This is a genomic window from Halobacillus sp. ABA4_118 (assembly GCF_056160205.1).
Genome location: NZ_JBSWWS010000001.1, coordinates 2,117,004 through 2,131,286 on the forward strand (window position 1 = coordinate 2,117,004; position 14,283 = coordinate 2,131,286).

The 14,283-nt window shown below is 49.8% G+C and carries 9 protein-coding genes and 1 pseudogene; 9 read left to right on the forward strand and 1 reads right to left on the reverse strand.

The window, feature by feature from the left end; translation table 11 throughout:
* Positions 1-12: 12 nt before the first annotated feature.
* From ligA to ACXAGL_RS10535, 3 genes are all read left to right on the forward strand, one after another.
* Positions 13-2,016 carry an NAD-dependent DNA ligase LigA gene (ligA, locus tag ACXAGL_RS10525; RefSeq protein ID WP_474991116.1) on the forward strand — a complete coding sequence of 668 codons (2,004 nt, stop codon included), beginning with the start codon at positions 13-15 and terminating at the stop codon, positions 2,014-2,016.
* A gap of 12 nt (positions 2,017-2,028) precedes the next feature.
* Positions 2,029-3,177, forward strand: coding sequence for a CamS family sex pheromone protein (locus ACXAGL_RS10530; RefSeq protein WP_474967407.1), 1,149 nt, complete (start codon positions 2,029-2,031; stop codon positions 3,175-3,177).
* 449 nt (positions 3,178-3,626) lie between these two features.
* Positions 3,627-5,201, forward strand: coding sequence for a glycoside hydrolase family 32 protein (locus ACXAGL_RS10535; protein WP_474991118.1), 1,575 nt, complete (start codon positions 3,627-3,629; stop codon positions 5,199-5,201).
* A 266-nt stretch (positions 5,202-5,467) separates the two neighbouring features.
* Here the strand turns inward: ACXAGL_RS10535 and ACXAGL_RS10540 are convergent.
* A pseudogene (locus tag ACXAGL_RS10540) lies at positions 5,468-5,632 on the reverse strand (IS5/IS1182 family transposase); the annotation flags it as partial.
* Positions 5,633-6,120: 488 nt separating this feature from the next.
* Between ACXAGL_RS10540 and pruA the strand changes: the two are divergent.
* The 6 genes from pruA (at position 6,121) to ACXAGL_RS10570 (ending at position 14,198) form a co-directional block, all read left to right on the forward strand.
* Positions 6,121-7,671 carry an L-glutamate gamma-semialdehyde dehydrogenase gene (gene pruA / locus ACXAGL_RS10545; protein WP_474967409.1) on the forward strand — a complete coding sequence of 517 codons (1,551 nt, stop codon included), beginning with the start codon at positions 6,121-6,123 and terminating at the stop codon, positions 7,669-7,671.
* A 495-nt stretch (positions 7,672-8,166) separates the two neighbouring features.
* On the forward strand, positions 8,167-9,678 hold the full coding sequence (gene putP / locus ACXAGL_RS10550; protein ID WP_474967410.1) for a sodium/proline symporter PutP: 1,512 nt from the start codon (positions 8,167-8,169) through the stop codon (positions 9,676-9,678).
* A 249-nt stretch (positions 9,679-9,927) separates the two neighbouring features.
* The gene (gene gatC / locus ACXAGL_RS10555) at positions 9,928-10,218 is read left to right on the forward strand and encodes an Asp-tRNA(Asn)/Glu-tRNA(Gln) amidotransferase subunit GatC (protein ID WP_160839217.1); all 291 of its coding nucleotides are present in this window, start codon (positions 9,928-9,930) and stop codon (positions 10,216-10,218) included.
* A gap of 12 nt (positions 10,219-10,230) precedes the next feature.
* Positions 10,231-11,703 (forward strand): Asp-tRNA(Asn)/Glu-tRNA(Gln) amidotransferase subunit GatA, encoded by a 1,473-nt coding sequence (gene gatA / locus ACXAGL_RS10560; protein WP_474967411.1) that lies wholly within the window; start codon positions 10,231-10,233, stop codon positions 11,701-11,703.
* Positions 11,700-13,130: an Asp-tRNA(Asn)/Glu-tRNA(Gln) amidotransferase subunit GatB gene (gene gatB, locus ACXAGL_RS10565; protein WP_027955740.1), complete on the forward strand. Its 1,431-nt coding sequence runs from the start codon at positions 11,700-11,702 to the stop codon at positions 13,128-13,130. Before gatA ends, gatB begins: the two co-directional genes overlap by 4 nt.
* A 162-nt stretch (positions 13,131-13,292) precedes the next feature.
* Positions 13,293-14,198, forward strand: a complete 906-nt coding sequence (locus ACXAGL_RS10570; protein ID WP_474967412.1) for a diacylglycerol kinase — start codon at positions 13,293-13,295, stop codon at positions 14,196-14,198.
* The last annotated feature ends 85 nt before the right edge of the window (positions 14,199-14,283 follow it).

Below are 14,283 nucleotides of genomic sequence, written 5' to 3' on the forward strand. Positions count from 1 at the left end.
AAGTGAATGAGTATGAACGCAAGTGAAGCGCAGCAGAGGATCGAGGCGCTGCGACAGGAACTCGAGCAGTACAGCTATCAATATCATACGCTCGATGATCCGTCGGTCTCTGACTATGAATATGATAAAAAAATGCAGGAGCTGATCAACCTGGAGGAGGAATTTCCGGAGCTGCAGACACCGGATTCCCCTTCCCAGCGTGTCGGTGGAAAGCCTCTCGATGCTTTTGTGAAGGTGCAGCATGATATTCCGATGCTCAGCCTCGGCAACGCTTTTAACGAGGAAGAGCTCCGTGATTTCGACCGCCGTGTCAAGAACGGCACAGACGAAGAAGTCAGCTACGTGTGCGAACTGAAAATCGACGGGCTCGCCGTCTCATTGAAATATGAGGATGGGGTGTTTGTCCGGGGAGCGACACGGGGAGACGGAACGACAGGCGAAGACATTACGAAAAACCTCCGGACCATCCGCAACATCCCGCTCCGTTTGAAAGAGCCTGCCACCCTTGAGGTGCGCGGGGAGGCGTTTATGCCGAAGCGCTCGTTTGTCGGTTTGAACGAAGCGAAGGAAGCGAATGGAGAAGAGCCGTTTGCCAATCCTCGGAACGCCGCAGCTGGATCGCTGCGGCAGCTGGACCCGAAAATCGCCGCCAAACGGAACCTTGATATTTTCCTTTACGGCATCGGTGTCTGGGAGGACGATCCGACAGACGCCCACAGTGAACGGCTGGAGCGGATGAAGAAACTGGGACTGAAAACGAACCCGGAATGGAAAAGGTGTAACAACATCGATGAAGTGATCGACTATGTGAACAGCTGGGTCGAACGGCGCCCGGATCTCGACTATGAAATAGACGGGATCGTCATTAAAGTGGACCGTCTGGATCAACAGGAAACGCTCGGCTTTACGGCTAAAAGTCCACGTTGGGCGACCGCTTACAAATTCCCGGCTGAAGAAGCGGTCACTACGCTTACGGATATCGAGTTAAGCGTCGGCCGGACAGGGGCCGTAACCCCGACCGCCATTCTGGAACCGGTCAAAGTCGCGGGAACGACCGTGCAGCGGGCTTCTCTTCACAATGAAGATTTGATCCGTGAAAAGGACATCCGCATCGGAGATACGGTCGTCATTAAAAAAGCCGGTGACATCATTCCTGAGGTGGTACGTGTACTTACGGATCATCGGACAGGGGACGAAGAGCCGTACTACATGCCGGAAACGTGTCCGGAATGCGGAAGTGAGCTTGTCCGGATTGAAGAAGAAGTCGCACTGCGGTGCATCAACCCGAACTGTCCGGCCCAGCTGCGGGAAGGATTGATCCACTTCGTATCCAGAAATGCCATGGATATCGAAGGGCTCGGTGAAAAAGTCATCGCCCAGCTATTCCAGGAAAACCTGATCCATAACATTGCCGACTTGTACAAGCTGGACCGTGAAGAGCTGCTGCAGCTGGACCGCATGGGGGAAAAGTCGGTCGAAAACCTGCTGCATGCGATAGAAGCCTCCAAGGAAAACTCTCTGGAACGCCTGCTTTTTGGTCTTGGCGTCCGTTACGTCGGCTCCAAGGCCGCCAGTACGCTCGCCCAGCACTTTGAGTACATGGAGGCTCTGAAGGCAGCAGACACGGAAACGCTGGAGGCGGTTCCCGAAATCGGCAGCAAGATGGCGGATTCGATCGCCAGCTATTTTGACAAGCCGCAGGTCATCGAGCTGTTGGACGAACTCCAATCGCTCGGCTTGAATATGGAATACCTCGGCGCGAAGAAAAGCGACCAGCCGGAAGATTCTCCGTTCAAGGATAAAACGATTGTCCTGACCGGAAAGATGGAACATTTCAGTCGTTCGGAAGCGAAGAAAATCGTTGAAGGACTCGGCGGCAAAGTGACGGGGAGTGTCAGTGCCAAAACCGACCTTCTCATCGCCGGGGAGGATGCCGGTTCGAAATATACGAAGGCAGCAGATCTCGGCGTTGAAATCTGGGATGAAGAGCAGTTTAGAGAAGCTTTAAACGATTAGGGAGTGGAAAGCATGAGGAAGATGCACGCACTGTTACTTAGTTCGGTGCTTTTCGTGAGCGCGTGTACGCCCGTTTTTGATAATAGAGAAGAAGTCATACAGGAAACGACCGATGAGAACAATAACCAGTCGGCGATTGTTCCCAACTATACGATGTCTGAAGAAGATTACCGGATGATCCTAACTGAAAGCAGTCCGACAGTGTCCTCCGCCCGCGGGGTCACGACGAACCAGATGGGCAATCGGCTGGATATCGATGAATTTGAAAGCGGCCTGCGCCGGCACTCCAAGGAATACTATGACCCCGAGGATTACTTTTTCCAGTCGGGTCAGTATTTGACGGACGATACGCTGATCAGCTGGCTTTCCCGTGAAAGCGAGACAAATGAAGTAGGGCTGAACCCTGAACTCGACGAAGATGAAGCATCGGAAGAAGAGTTCCGTGACAGTCCGAAATACATTTCCAATATCGTTGAACAGGATTACTTAGTGAAGAAGGAAGAAAACGTCGTGGAACTGAAAGGGATCACGATCGGAATCTCCCTGCGTACGGTGTACAATTTCCAGACACCGGACGGAAAGAATTACTCTGAAAACCATTCGACCGAGGAGCTTTTGACTAAAGGGAAGCAGTACGCCGGGGAAATCCTGGAACGTATCCGCGAAGATGAGGAACTGAAGGACGTTCCTGTCGTATTTGCTTTGTATGAAGAAGAAGAGGCGAGCTCCAAAGTACCGGGCAGCTTCCTGAGCAAGGCGTATGTGAAAGGTTCATCCGCGTCCATCGGTGGCTGGGACACCATTGATGAGAAGCATGTCCTTTTCCCATCCAGTGAAGCGGAAACCGATCACTTCGATGATTCCCAGGTATTTTCGGACTTCAGAAAAGAAGTGTCCGACTATTTCCCGAACTTTGTCGGTATGATCGGCAACGGTTTTTACGTGAACAACGACCTTCGGGAGGTTACGATTGAAATTCCGATCGAATTCCAGTCGCAGTCCGAGGTTGTCGGGTTTACCCAGTATGTGTACAGTCTTGTTGTTGAAATGTTCCCGGACCATTATGGTGTTCAGGTGAACATTCACAGCATGGACGACCCGGAAAGCCTGATCGTTAAAAACGCAGGGGAAGAAGAACCCTTTGTACATGTCTATAAATAAAAGAAAGCCGTACTCTGATTTTCAGGGTACGGCTTTTTTTACCTGTGAAGTGATGACGGCCACGTTCCGCTTATCGAATGCTTGGCGCGGGCGTCACCACCGATAAGCTCCTTGTGTCCCAGCCGCATGGAGATGTGAGATCCTGAAAACGTTTGTGCACGGAAAGAGAATGGTCTGCGATTCTGGAAAAATACCAGGGTTTTCAACAAACTGAAACCGTACCCTGTAAATGGAGGTATGTTTTTTTTAATGACCTTGGTCGTTTTTTTCTGGTTCTTTAGTCATTTTTCCTTGAGGGATGAACCCGCTTACACACCTAAGGAAAAGGATTTCATCTTTGTTGTGAAGCGTGCGGAGGGTCTAAAGCACTCCCTCCGGTTAATAGTTGAAAGAAAGCTTCTCTCCCTATAAGATAATCTCGGATATTTAAAGAGAGAGGTTTGAAGTTTATGTCTACACGCCAACGAATTACAGCTTTGACAGGAGTGGTCGTACTCATCCTGTTCCTGATCATTTACATGCTGACGGTGTCGCCTGCCGAGCAGATCAATGAAAAGGAGGAAGCGGCTGAACGGGAGGAGATTTCCTATGACCAGTCGCTCCGTCCTCAATATCATTTTACTCCAGCGGAAAACTGGATGAACGATCCTAACGGAATGGTGTATTACGAAGGCGAATACCATTTGTTCTATCAATACAATCCGGATGGGGATCAGTTCGGAAATATGAGCTGGGGGCATGCAGTCAGTGAGGATCTCGTACACTGGGAGGAACAGGATGTTGCGCTGACACCTGATGAGCATGGCATGATTTTCTCAGGGAGTATCATTGCCGATGAAGAAAATAAAAGTGGACTCTTCCCAGATGAAGAAGGTGGTCTTGTTGCCTTTTATACGAGTGCCGGTGATGTTCAGGATCAACGGATCGCTTATAGCACCGACAAAGGAAGGACGTGGGAGAAATACGATGGGAACCCTGTCGTACCGAACCCCGGGATTGAGGACTTCCGCGATCCTAAGATCATCTGGCATGACGAGTCTGAAACATACATCATGCTGCTGGCTGCAGGAAAAAAGGTGATGTTCTATGGATCAGAGAATCTGGTGGATTGGGAATACTTAAGTGAGTTCGGTCATACAGGAGCCCAGGGAGGTATCTGGGAAACGCCGGAATTGTTTGAACTCCCAGTAGATGGAGAGGAGGGAGATACACTCTGGGTGCTGCAGGTGGATATGAACCCGGGCAGTATCGCCGGCGGTTCAGGCGGCCAGTATTTTCTCGGAGATTTTGACGGTGCTGAATTTACAAGACAGGAGAAGTCCAATGACATCAACTGGGTGGATTATGGGACGGACTTTTATGCAGCCCAGGCCTTTAACAACATGAAGGACCGTGTCATATGGATGGCCTGGATGAGTAACTGGACGTATGCCTCCAGCCTTCCAACCGATCCGTGGCGCGGAGCGATGTCGCTTCCAAGGGAAGTCACGCTTCAAAAAGACAAAAACGGGGAAGTACAGCTGATTCAGCAGCCGGCCGATGAACTGAAAGACCATCGCGGAGATCTCATATATGAAGCCGCTGGTATCGAGCTGGAGGGTTCAGAGACGATTGATGGTTTTGAAGAAGAAACCTATGAGATTACAGCGGAAATGGAACCTGGCTCCTCTGGGGAATTCGGATTCCGTGTTCGATATTCCTCCGATATGCAGGAAGAAACCATTGTTGGATATGATACGAAAAACGACGTCGTATTCACCGATCGTCTGAACTCAGGAAAAACCGATTTCCACGAATCGTTTGCTGGTGTCTACCGGGCACCTTCCCGATTAGAGGATGGCACCGTTAAGCTGCACATCTTCGTAGACCGGTCCTCTGTGGAGGTGTTTGCGAATGGTGGACAGCAGGTCTTAACGACGCGGATTTTCCCATTCCCTGAAAGCAGTGGACTTGAAATCTACAGCAAAGAAGGGGATGTGAATATCAAATCGCTCCAAATTTACGATCGACCTTCAGCGTGGTAACCGGTGGCGTGCGGCTTATCAATGCTTCCCTGCCCAACCGGTCCTGGTGAACGGTACAGGGAAAGCATGACCTGACAACAAAGAAAAAAGCTTGTAGAGAAACTCCTGTTTCTTTACAAGCTTTTTTCTTTTTTTCCGCCAGGAGCGAAAGCCCCTTCCCTTTCCGCGGACGAGCGCCCGAGCTTCCTCGCAACACCCACGCTCGGTGATCTCGGCCCACTCGTTCTTCCGCAGGAGTGGAAGGGGCACCGCTCCTTGTTAGTTCTTTAAAATCGAAAAAGACTCCCCTTCACCCAGCTCACCCTTGTTTGATGGCGGGCAGTCTTTTTCATATTCCGGCAGGCAGCTGTCATCAGCGCATGTTCTTTCCCTTTTTCTTTTCCATGCAGGCGGCAACAGCGCCGCTCATGCCGTTCTTTTGAATCTGCGAACCTGCATAGGGCACATGTTCTCTTCTATATATGCTAACGTCGGCACGAGGAGCGTTCGGTGGTGATGCCTGCGGGAACAGCACGGGCCGAAGATCCACTTGGGCAGGCGATCTTCCTGACCAAGTTAGCTGAGGCCGTGCCCGCGGCATTCATCCACCGATAAGCGGAAAGTGACCCTGCAAATGGACCACTCTAACTGGTTAACACAGGCTTTTTCTACAGCCCAACAGTCTTGATAAAGGCTGTTTTTTTATGCTGTATAACGGAAGGAATTTAGAAAGATTTAAGAGGGAACGGAAGCAGGAAGTACGATGCTCTGGGAATTTGAAAATGTTTCACCGGCCCGGGCTTTAGAGGGGAATAGAACGGGATATTCCGTTTGAATAAGGAACACGGGTGCGGTAGAATAATTGTGGAAACATTAATTATTGTAATTTTCTTAAAATTACAAGGCGTATACCCAACTACTTTCAAGGAGGCGTTTTTTTATGGTGGTCCCTTACAAACATGAACCATTCACAGATTTCGCGCTGGAAGAAAATCGAAAAGCCATGCAGGCTGCATTGAAGCAGGTGGAGGCAGACCTTGGAAAAGAGTATCCGTTAATCATCGGCGGGGAGCGGATCATGACTGACGAGAAGATCGAAGTCGTCAATCCGGCCAATAAAAAAGAAGTGATCGGCCGAGTGTCGAAAGCGAATCAGGACCTGGCTGAAAAAGCCCATCAGGTGGCTGATGAGACATTTGACTGGTGGCGGAAGACGAAGGCGTCGTACCGCGCGGATATTCTTTTCCGGGCTGCGGCCATCATTCGCCGCCGAAAGCACGAATTCACCGCCCATCTCGTCAAGGAAGCCGGTAAGCCGTGGAAGGAAGCCGATGCAGATACAGCCGAGGCGATTGATTTCCTGGAGTATTATGGGCGTCAAATGCTTGAAATAGATAAAGGAGTCGACGTGAACTCACGTCCGATTGAAAACAACCGGTTCCACTACATACCACTCGGCGTCGGTGTCGTCATTTCACCTTGGAACTTCCTGTTTGCCATCATGTGCGGGACAACAGTCGCCGCCATGGTGTCCGGTAACACCGTCCTATTGAAACCGGCCAGTGCCACCCCGATCATCGCCTATAAAATGATGGAGGTGCTTGAGGAAGCCGGTCTTCCTGCAGGCGTCATCAATTACATTCCAGGAAGCGGGAAGGAAGTCGGGGATTACCTTGTCGATCATCCACGCACACGCTTTATCAGCTTCACAGGCTCTCGTGAAGTCGGTACCCGCTTGTTCGAGCGGGCAGCGAAAGTCCATGAGGGACAGAAATGGCTGAAGCGGACGATCATTGAGATGGGCGGAAAAGATACCATTATCGTAGATGAAGATGCCGATCTTGAACTGGCTGCGGATGCGATCACGTATTCTGCTTTCGGTTTCTCCGGTCAGAAATGCTCGGCCTGTTCCCGTGTCGTTGCACATGAGGCCATTTACGACGACCTTCTCGACCGTGTCGTCCAGAAGACGAAGAAGGGCGTGAGTTATGGAGATCCATCTGATAACAGCCATTATATGGGGCCGGTCATCGACCAGGGAGCGTACGACAAGATTTTAAGCTATATCGACATTGGGAAAGAAGAAGGGAGTTTAATGTGCGGCGGAAAAGGGAATGACGGTACAGGTTGGTTTGTCGCGCCGACGGTTTTTGCCGATCTTGCTCCGGATGCACGAGTCATGCAGGAGGAAATCTTCGGTCCTGTCGTCGGTTTTACGAAGGCCAAGGACTTTGAGGAAGCTGTTCAATTCGCGAACAATACAGACTACGGCCTGACGGGGGCGGTCATTACGAACAACCGTGACCACATTGAAAAAGCACGGGAAGACTTCCATGTTGGGAACCTGTATTTCAACCGCGGGTGCACAGCAGCTATTGTAGGGTATCATCCGTTTGGCGGATTCAATATGTCCGGAACCGACTCCAAAGCAGGAGGACCGGACTACCTGCTGCAGCACATGCAGGGCAAAACATCGTCTGAGATGCTGTAAAGCAAAGGGCGCACCCTTCTTTTATCCAACATAAGAGGAGGGGTTTTTTTATAAGGCAGAAGTACATACTAAAGAGGCAGAGAAAAGGGGATAATTCCCTATTTTAACCAAAGTGGTGAAATTTTTTGAAGAAATTTTGTGAATGAATATCATTAAAACATCGTATATACGCATTATTATGCATTATTAACGGATATTTATTCAAATAGGTAAAAATATGTAAATTTTTGCAATGTTCAGTCAAAAGTTATATGATATAGTTGTATCCGTGTTTGGTTTCCCTGAGTCTTTGTGACTCAAGAACCATAAGTCGGTACAAATGCATAACATTGTATATCATAAGTCTTGAAGGAGGTGAACCACTTGTTTGAGCTCGCGACTGCAGCATCAGCATCCATCGCCGGGGCGACCTGGTTCTGGTTGTTCGTCCCAATGCCAATACTAATTATTCTATCACTTATTTCCCTATTTACTGAGAGGAGCGAATAACAAACCATGAGTACTGCAACGTTAATAACGTTTATCATTTATTTAATCGGTATGCTGGGTATCGGATTTGCCGCATATCGTCTAACATCTGATTTATCCGATTATGTCTTAGGCGGTCGTCGTTTAGGACCAGGAGTAGCCGCACTATCCGCCGGTGCCTCTGATATGAGTGGCTGGCTGCTGTTAGGCCTGCCGGGTGCGATTTATGCTTCCGGATTGTCTGAAGCGTGGATCGGTGTCGGTCTTGCGATCGGTGCCTACTTAAACTGGCAGTTTGTCGCGCGTCGTCTTCGTGTATTTACAGAGGTTGCGAATGACTCGATTACAGTTCCTGACTATCTTGAGAACCGCTTCCGTGACAACTCCCACGTTCTGCGTGTTATATCTGCATTTGTCATTCTATTATTTTTCACCTTCTATACTTCCTCCGGTATGGTCGCCGGTGCGAAGCTGTTTGAAGCTTCATTTGCCTTAAGCTATACACAGGCTTTATGGCTCGGCGCGATCGTAACTATTTCTTATACGTTCCTTGGAGGCTTCCTGGCTGTAAGCTGGACAGACTTCGTCCAGGGAATTCTGATGTTCCTTGCTCTTATCGCTGTGCCGATTGTGGCTGTATCTGAGCTTGGTGGATGGAGCGCAGCGACAGACGCTGTTGCCCAGATTGATCCATCCCACTTGAACATGGTACAGGGTGTCGGTGCTCTGGCTATCATTTCCTCCCTTGCCTGGGGACTTGGTTACTTCGGTCAGCCGCACATTCTTGTTCGTTTTATGGCGCTTCGTTCACCTAAGGATGTACCGAAAGCCCGTCTGATTGGTATCGGCTGGATGGTTCTCGGCCTGTACGGTGCCATTTTCACCGGTTTGTTCGGACTTGCCTACATCAACACAGCTGATGTAGCGGACTTGTCCACGTTTAATGCTGAAGTCATTACAGAAGGCGGCATCCAGATGCTTGCCGACTCTGAGAAGATCTTCATCACGTTCTCTCAGATCCTGTTCCACCCGATCATTGCGGGTATCCTGTTGGCAGCCATCTTGTCTGCGATCATGAGTACGATTGACTCCCAGCTTCTTGTATCTTCTTCTGCACTGGCAGAGGACTTCTACAAGGCGTTGTTCCGTAAAAACGCTACAGAAAAAGAATTGGTATGGGTCGGACGTGTTGCCGTAGCCGGTATTGCTCTGATTGCCGTGCTTCTTGCCGGTAACCCGGACAGCACCGTTCTTGGACTTGTATCCTATGCATGGGCTGGATTCGGTGCCGCTTTCGGTCCGATCATCATCCTGTCCTTGTTCTGGAAAGGCATCACCCGTAACGGGGCGCTCGCCGGTATTATCGTCGGTGCCGTCACTGTTGTCATCTGGGGTGACTTCCTGAGCGGCGGTATCTTCGATCTTTATGAAATCGTACCAGGATTCCTGTTGAGCACCCTTGCTACGGTGATCGTCAGTCTGATGGGTACACCGCCGAAAGAAATCATTGAAGAATTCAATGAAGCAGCTAGACGCTGAGTTTCTAGAATCATCCCCGGTCGCTGGACCGGGGATTTTTTATGTTTGAGCAGGTTTAAAAAAGAAGGGCTGCCTTCCATCCTGGTGTTCAATTTTCTGTCAGAAACGGTGGTCAATTTCCATCCGTACGGAAAAAGACAGGGGGCGGTGGATATGTTAAGATAGAAAAGGTGTGTTACGTACGTTGAAAATGGATTCTTAAATTTGGTATGATCATATATTATGTGAGATCGAAATGGAGGTCGCATTATGTCCAGAATCAGTAAAGATGAAGTGAAGCACGTCGCGAATCTTGCGCGTCTTGCGATCACGGATGAAGAAGCAGCAACATTCACAAAACAGCTGGATGACATTATTACCTATGCTGAACAGCTGAATGAGCTCGATACAACAGGCGTTGAGCCGACAACCCACGTCCTTGACCTTAAAAACGTCATGCGTAAGGACGAGCCGAAGAAGTGGATCACCCAGGATGATGCACTGAAAAATGCACCAGACAAACAGGATGGACAATTCAAAGTCCCATCCATTTTGGAATAAGGAGGTTCAACGATGTCTTTATTTGAGTACACGTTAAAAGAGCTTCAGGAGAAGCTACATAATAAAGAAATCTCAGTGACGGACCTTGTAGAGGAATCCTACAAGCGCATTGACGAAGTGGATGAAGAGATCCAGGCTTTCATCACACTGAATAAAGAAGCCGCCATGACGAAAGCAGCAGAACTGGATGCTGAGCGCGGAACGGCAGCGGAGAAGCTGTTCGGTCTGCCTATCGGCGTGAAGGACAACATCGTAACGAAAGGGCTTCGTACGACAGCCGGAAGCCAGATCTTGTCCAACCTGAACGATCCATTGTATGACGCAACCGTTGTGAACAAGCTGAACGACGCGAAGTCCGTCACGATTGGTAAATTGAATATGGACGAATTCGCAATGGGATCTTCCAACGAAAACTCCAGCTACGCTGCTGTGCGTAACCCGTGGAACACGGATTATGTCCCAGGTGGCTCCAGTGGTGGTTCTGCGGCGGCTGTTGCTGCAGGCGAAGTCCCTTATTCCCTTGGTTCTGATACTGGTGGTTCCATCCGTCAGCCGGCCGCTTACTGTGGTGTGGTCGGATTGAAGCCGACATACGGCCGTGTCTCCCGTTTCGGATTGATTGCTTTCGCATCCTCTCTTGATCAGATCGGACCAATCACACGCAATGTCGAAGATAACGCGTTCCTTCTGGAAACGATTGCCGGTCATGACAAAATGGATTCGACATCTGCCAATGTAGAAGTGCCAAACTATACAGAGGCTCTGACAGGTGATGTGAAAGGTTTGAAAATCGCTGTACCGAAGGAATACCTTGCTGAAGGTGTCGCTCCTGAGGTAAAAGAAGCGGTTCAGGCTGCCCTGAAAGAATACGAAAAAATGGGGGCGACATGGGAAGAAGTTTCCCTGCCGCACTCCAAATATGCGCTTTCCACGTACTACCTGCTTTCTTCTTCAGAAGCGTCTGCCAACCTGGCCCGTTTTGACGGTGTCCGCTACGGCAAGCGTGCGGAAGATGCGGAGTCTATGCTGGATATGTTCAAGCGTTCCCGCGCAGAAGGCTTCGGTGACGAAGTGAAACGACGGATCATGCTTGGAACATTTGCGCTGAGCTCCGGATACTACGATGCGTATTATAAGAAAGCCCAGCAGGTACGTACCCTTATTAAGAACGATTTCGAAAAAGTGTTCGAAGACTACGATGTCATCGTTGGACCGACAACGCCGACACCAGCCTTTAAAGTCGGCGACAAAGTGGACGATCCAATGACGATGTATGCCAATGACATCTTGACGATTCCCGTCAACCTTGCCGGTGTTCCGGGGATCTCCATTCCTTGCGGCTTCTCCAGTGAAGGACTGCCGATCGGACTGCAGATCATCGGAAAACACTTTGACGAAGGTACTGTCTACCGTGCCGCTCACGCCTTCGAGCAGGCTACCGATTACCATACCCAACGCCCGTCCCTTGGAGGTGCGCGCTCATGAACTTTGAAACGATCATTGGACTTGAAGTCCACGTAGAACTGAAAACCGAATCCAAAATCTTCAGCCCGTCTCCGAACATGTTCGGAGATGATCCGAATACGAACGTCAACCCGATCGACCTCGGGTATCCGGGCGTTCTTCCCGTGCTGAACGAAGAAGCGGTGAACTTCGCTATGAAAGCGGCCATGGCCCTGAACTGTGACATTGCGGAAGATACGAAGTTCGACCGTAAGAACTATTTCTATCCGGACAACCCGAAAGCTTATCAGATCTCCCAGTTTGATAAGCCGATCGGAGAGAATGGCTACATCGACATCGAAGTCGATGGAAAGAAAAAGCGCATCGGTATTACCCGTCTTCACATGGAAGAAGACGCGGGTAAACTGACGCACAGCGACGACGGCTACTCCCTTGTCGACTACAATCGTCAGGGTACACCGCTTGTTGAGATCGTATCCGAGCCGGATATCCGTTCTCCGAAAGAAGCATACGCCTACCTGGAAGCATTGAAAAACATCATCCAGTACACAGGCGTTTCCGACTGTAAGATGGAAGAAGGTTCCCTGCGTTGTGACGCCAACCTTTCCATCCGTCCGATCGGTCAGGAAGAATTCGGTACGAAAACCGAGCTCAAAAACTTGAACTCCTTCTCCTTCGTTCAAAAAGGATTGGAATTCGAAGAGAAGCGTCAGGAACAGGAGCTGCTGAAGGGCGGCGAAATCCTTCAGGAAACCCGTCGTTATGACGAGCAGACGAAGGAAACGATCCTGATGCGTGTGAAGGAAGGTTCGGATGACTACCGTTACTTCCCAGAGCCGGACCTTGTCCCGCTTTACATCGATGAGGCGTGGAAAGAGCGCATCCGTGCGGAAATCCCTGAGCTTCCGGATGCCCGTAAGAAGCGTTACATCGAGGAGCTTGAGCTGCCCGCTTATGACGCAATGGTTCTCACCAACAGCAAAGAGCTTTCCGATTTCTTCGAAGAAGCGATTGGTCAGGGTGCTGACGTGAAGCAGGCGTCCAACTGGATGATGGGTGAAGTATCCGCCTACATGAACAAGCACTATAAAGAATTGTCCGACCTTGCTTTGACACCTGAATCCCTGGCTAAGATGATTCAGCTGATCGAAGACGGTACGATTTCTTCTAAAATCGCCAAGAAAGTCTTCACAGAGCTTGTGGAAAACGGCGGCGATCCAGAGAAAATCGTTAAGGATAAAGGACTTGTTCAAATTTCCGATGAAGGCCAGCTGACGGAAATCATCGTGAAAATCATGGACAACAACCCGCAGTCCATCGAAGACTACAAAAATGGTAAAGACCGCGCCCTCGGATTCCTCGTCGGCCAGGTAATGAAGGAAACCAAAGGCCAGGCCAACCCGCCGATGGTAAACAAAATCATTCTGGCAGAAATGGATAAGCGCTGAAACGAAGCCTGGACTGAATCATAGAGGGACGAAGCACGCACTCCCGGGTGCGTGCTTTCGTATGGTTTAGGACGAACGGTCATATACTATATAAAGTTTGCAAAAACAGGAAAAAAAGATATGATGTATGATGGAACAAGCTTGGATAAAGGGGGTCATATGATGAAACGTGCCCGAATTATATATAACCCGACCTCTGGACGAGAACTCATTCGCAAGGTTCTCCCGGACATATTACAGAGATTCGAACAGTCCGGCTATGAAACCTCCGCGCATGCCACAACGTGTGCCGGCGATGCCGCTGAGGCCGCCCGTTATGCCGTCGAGCAGGAGTTCGACGTCGTTGTAGCCGCAGGAGGCGACGGAACCATTAACGAAGTGATCAACGGACTTGCCGAACAGGACCATAAACCGAAGCTCGGCGTCATTCCAGTCGGGACTACCAACGATTTTGCCCGTGCCTTGCACATCCCAAGAAACATCCATAAAGCCGTCGATATCATCCTTGAGGATTATACCCACCCTCTTGATATAGGACGCGTGAATGATCAGTACTTCATGAACATATCCGGTGGGGGAAAGATCACCGAAGTTTCCTATGAAGTACCAAGTAAACTGAAGACGATGATCGGTCAGCTTGCCTATTACTTGAAAGGCATCGAAATGCTGCCATCCATCCGTCCGACCCGTGTAGAAATCGAGTATGACGGCAAATGGTATGAAGGAGAAATCATGCTGTTCCTCGTCAGTAACACGAACTCCGTCGGCGGACTCGAAAAGCTGGCTCCGTCCGCACGTATGGATGACGGCCTGTTTGATCTGATGATCATCGAAAAAATGAACGTCGCCGAGTTTGCCCGTCTGGCCACACTCGCGATTCAGGGAAATCACCTGAACCATCCGAAGTTCATCCACACCACGGCCAGCCGTGTGAAAGTGAAGACGGATGAAAAGATGCAGCTGAATATTGATGGGGAATTCGGTGGATTATTGCCCGGGGAATTTGTCAATTTATACAGGCATCTGGAGTTTTTTGTACCGGAAGATAAGTTCAAGGAAGAAGAATAAGGGGGAGCGCTGCTGTTGGAACAGTGGCGTTCTTTTCTTTTGTTTGTAAGTGCTCGTGAGGGAATTGTTTGAGGTAGAAGTCCGC

Coding starts and splice junctions, on each gene's coding strand:
- ligA (WP_474991116.1), top strand. CDS start 13: ATGAACGCAAGTGAAGCGCAGCAGAGGATCGAGGCGCTGCGACAGGAA.
- ACXAGL_RS10530 (WP_474967407.1), top strand. CDS start 2,029: ATGAGGAAGATGCACGCACTGTTACTTAGTTCGGTGCTTTTCGTGAGC.
- ACXAGL_RS10535 (WP_474991118.1), top strand. CDS start 3,627: ATGTCTACACGCCAACGAATTACAGCTTTGACAGGAGTGGTCGTACTC.
- pruA (WP_474967409.1), top strand. CDS start 6,121: ATGGTGGTCCCTTACAAACATGAACCATTCACAGATTTCGCGCTGGAA.
- putP (WP_474967410.1), top strand. CDS start 8,167: ATGAGTACTGCAACGTTAATAACGTTTATCATTTATTTAATCGGTATG.
- gatC (WP_160839217.1), top strand. CDS start 9,928: ATGTCCAGAATCAGTAAAGATGAAGTGAAGCACGTCGCGAATCTTGCG.
- gatA (WP_474967411.1), top strand. CDS start 10,231: ATGTCTTTATTTGAGTACACGTTAAAAGAGCTTCAGGAGAAGCTACAT.
- gatB (WP_027955740.1), top strand. CDS start 11,700: ATGAACTTTGAAACGATCATTGGACTTGAAGTCCACGTAGAACTGAAA.
- ACXAGL_RS10570 (WP_474967412.1), top strand. CDS start 13,293: ATGAAACGTGCCCGAATTATATATAACCCGACCTCTGGACGAGAACTC.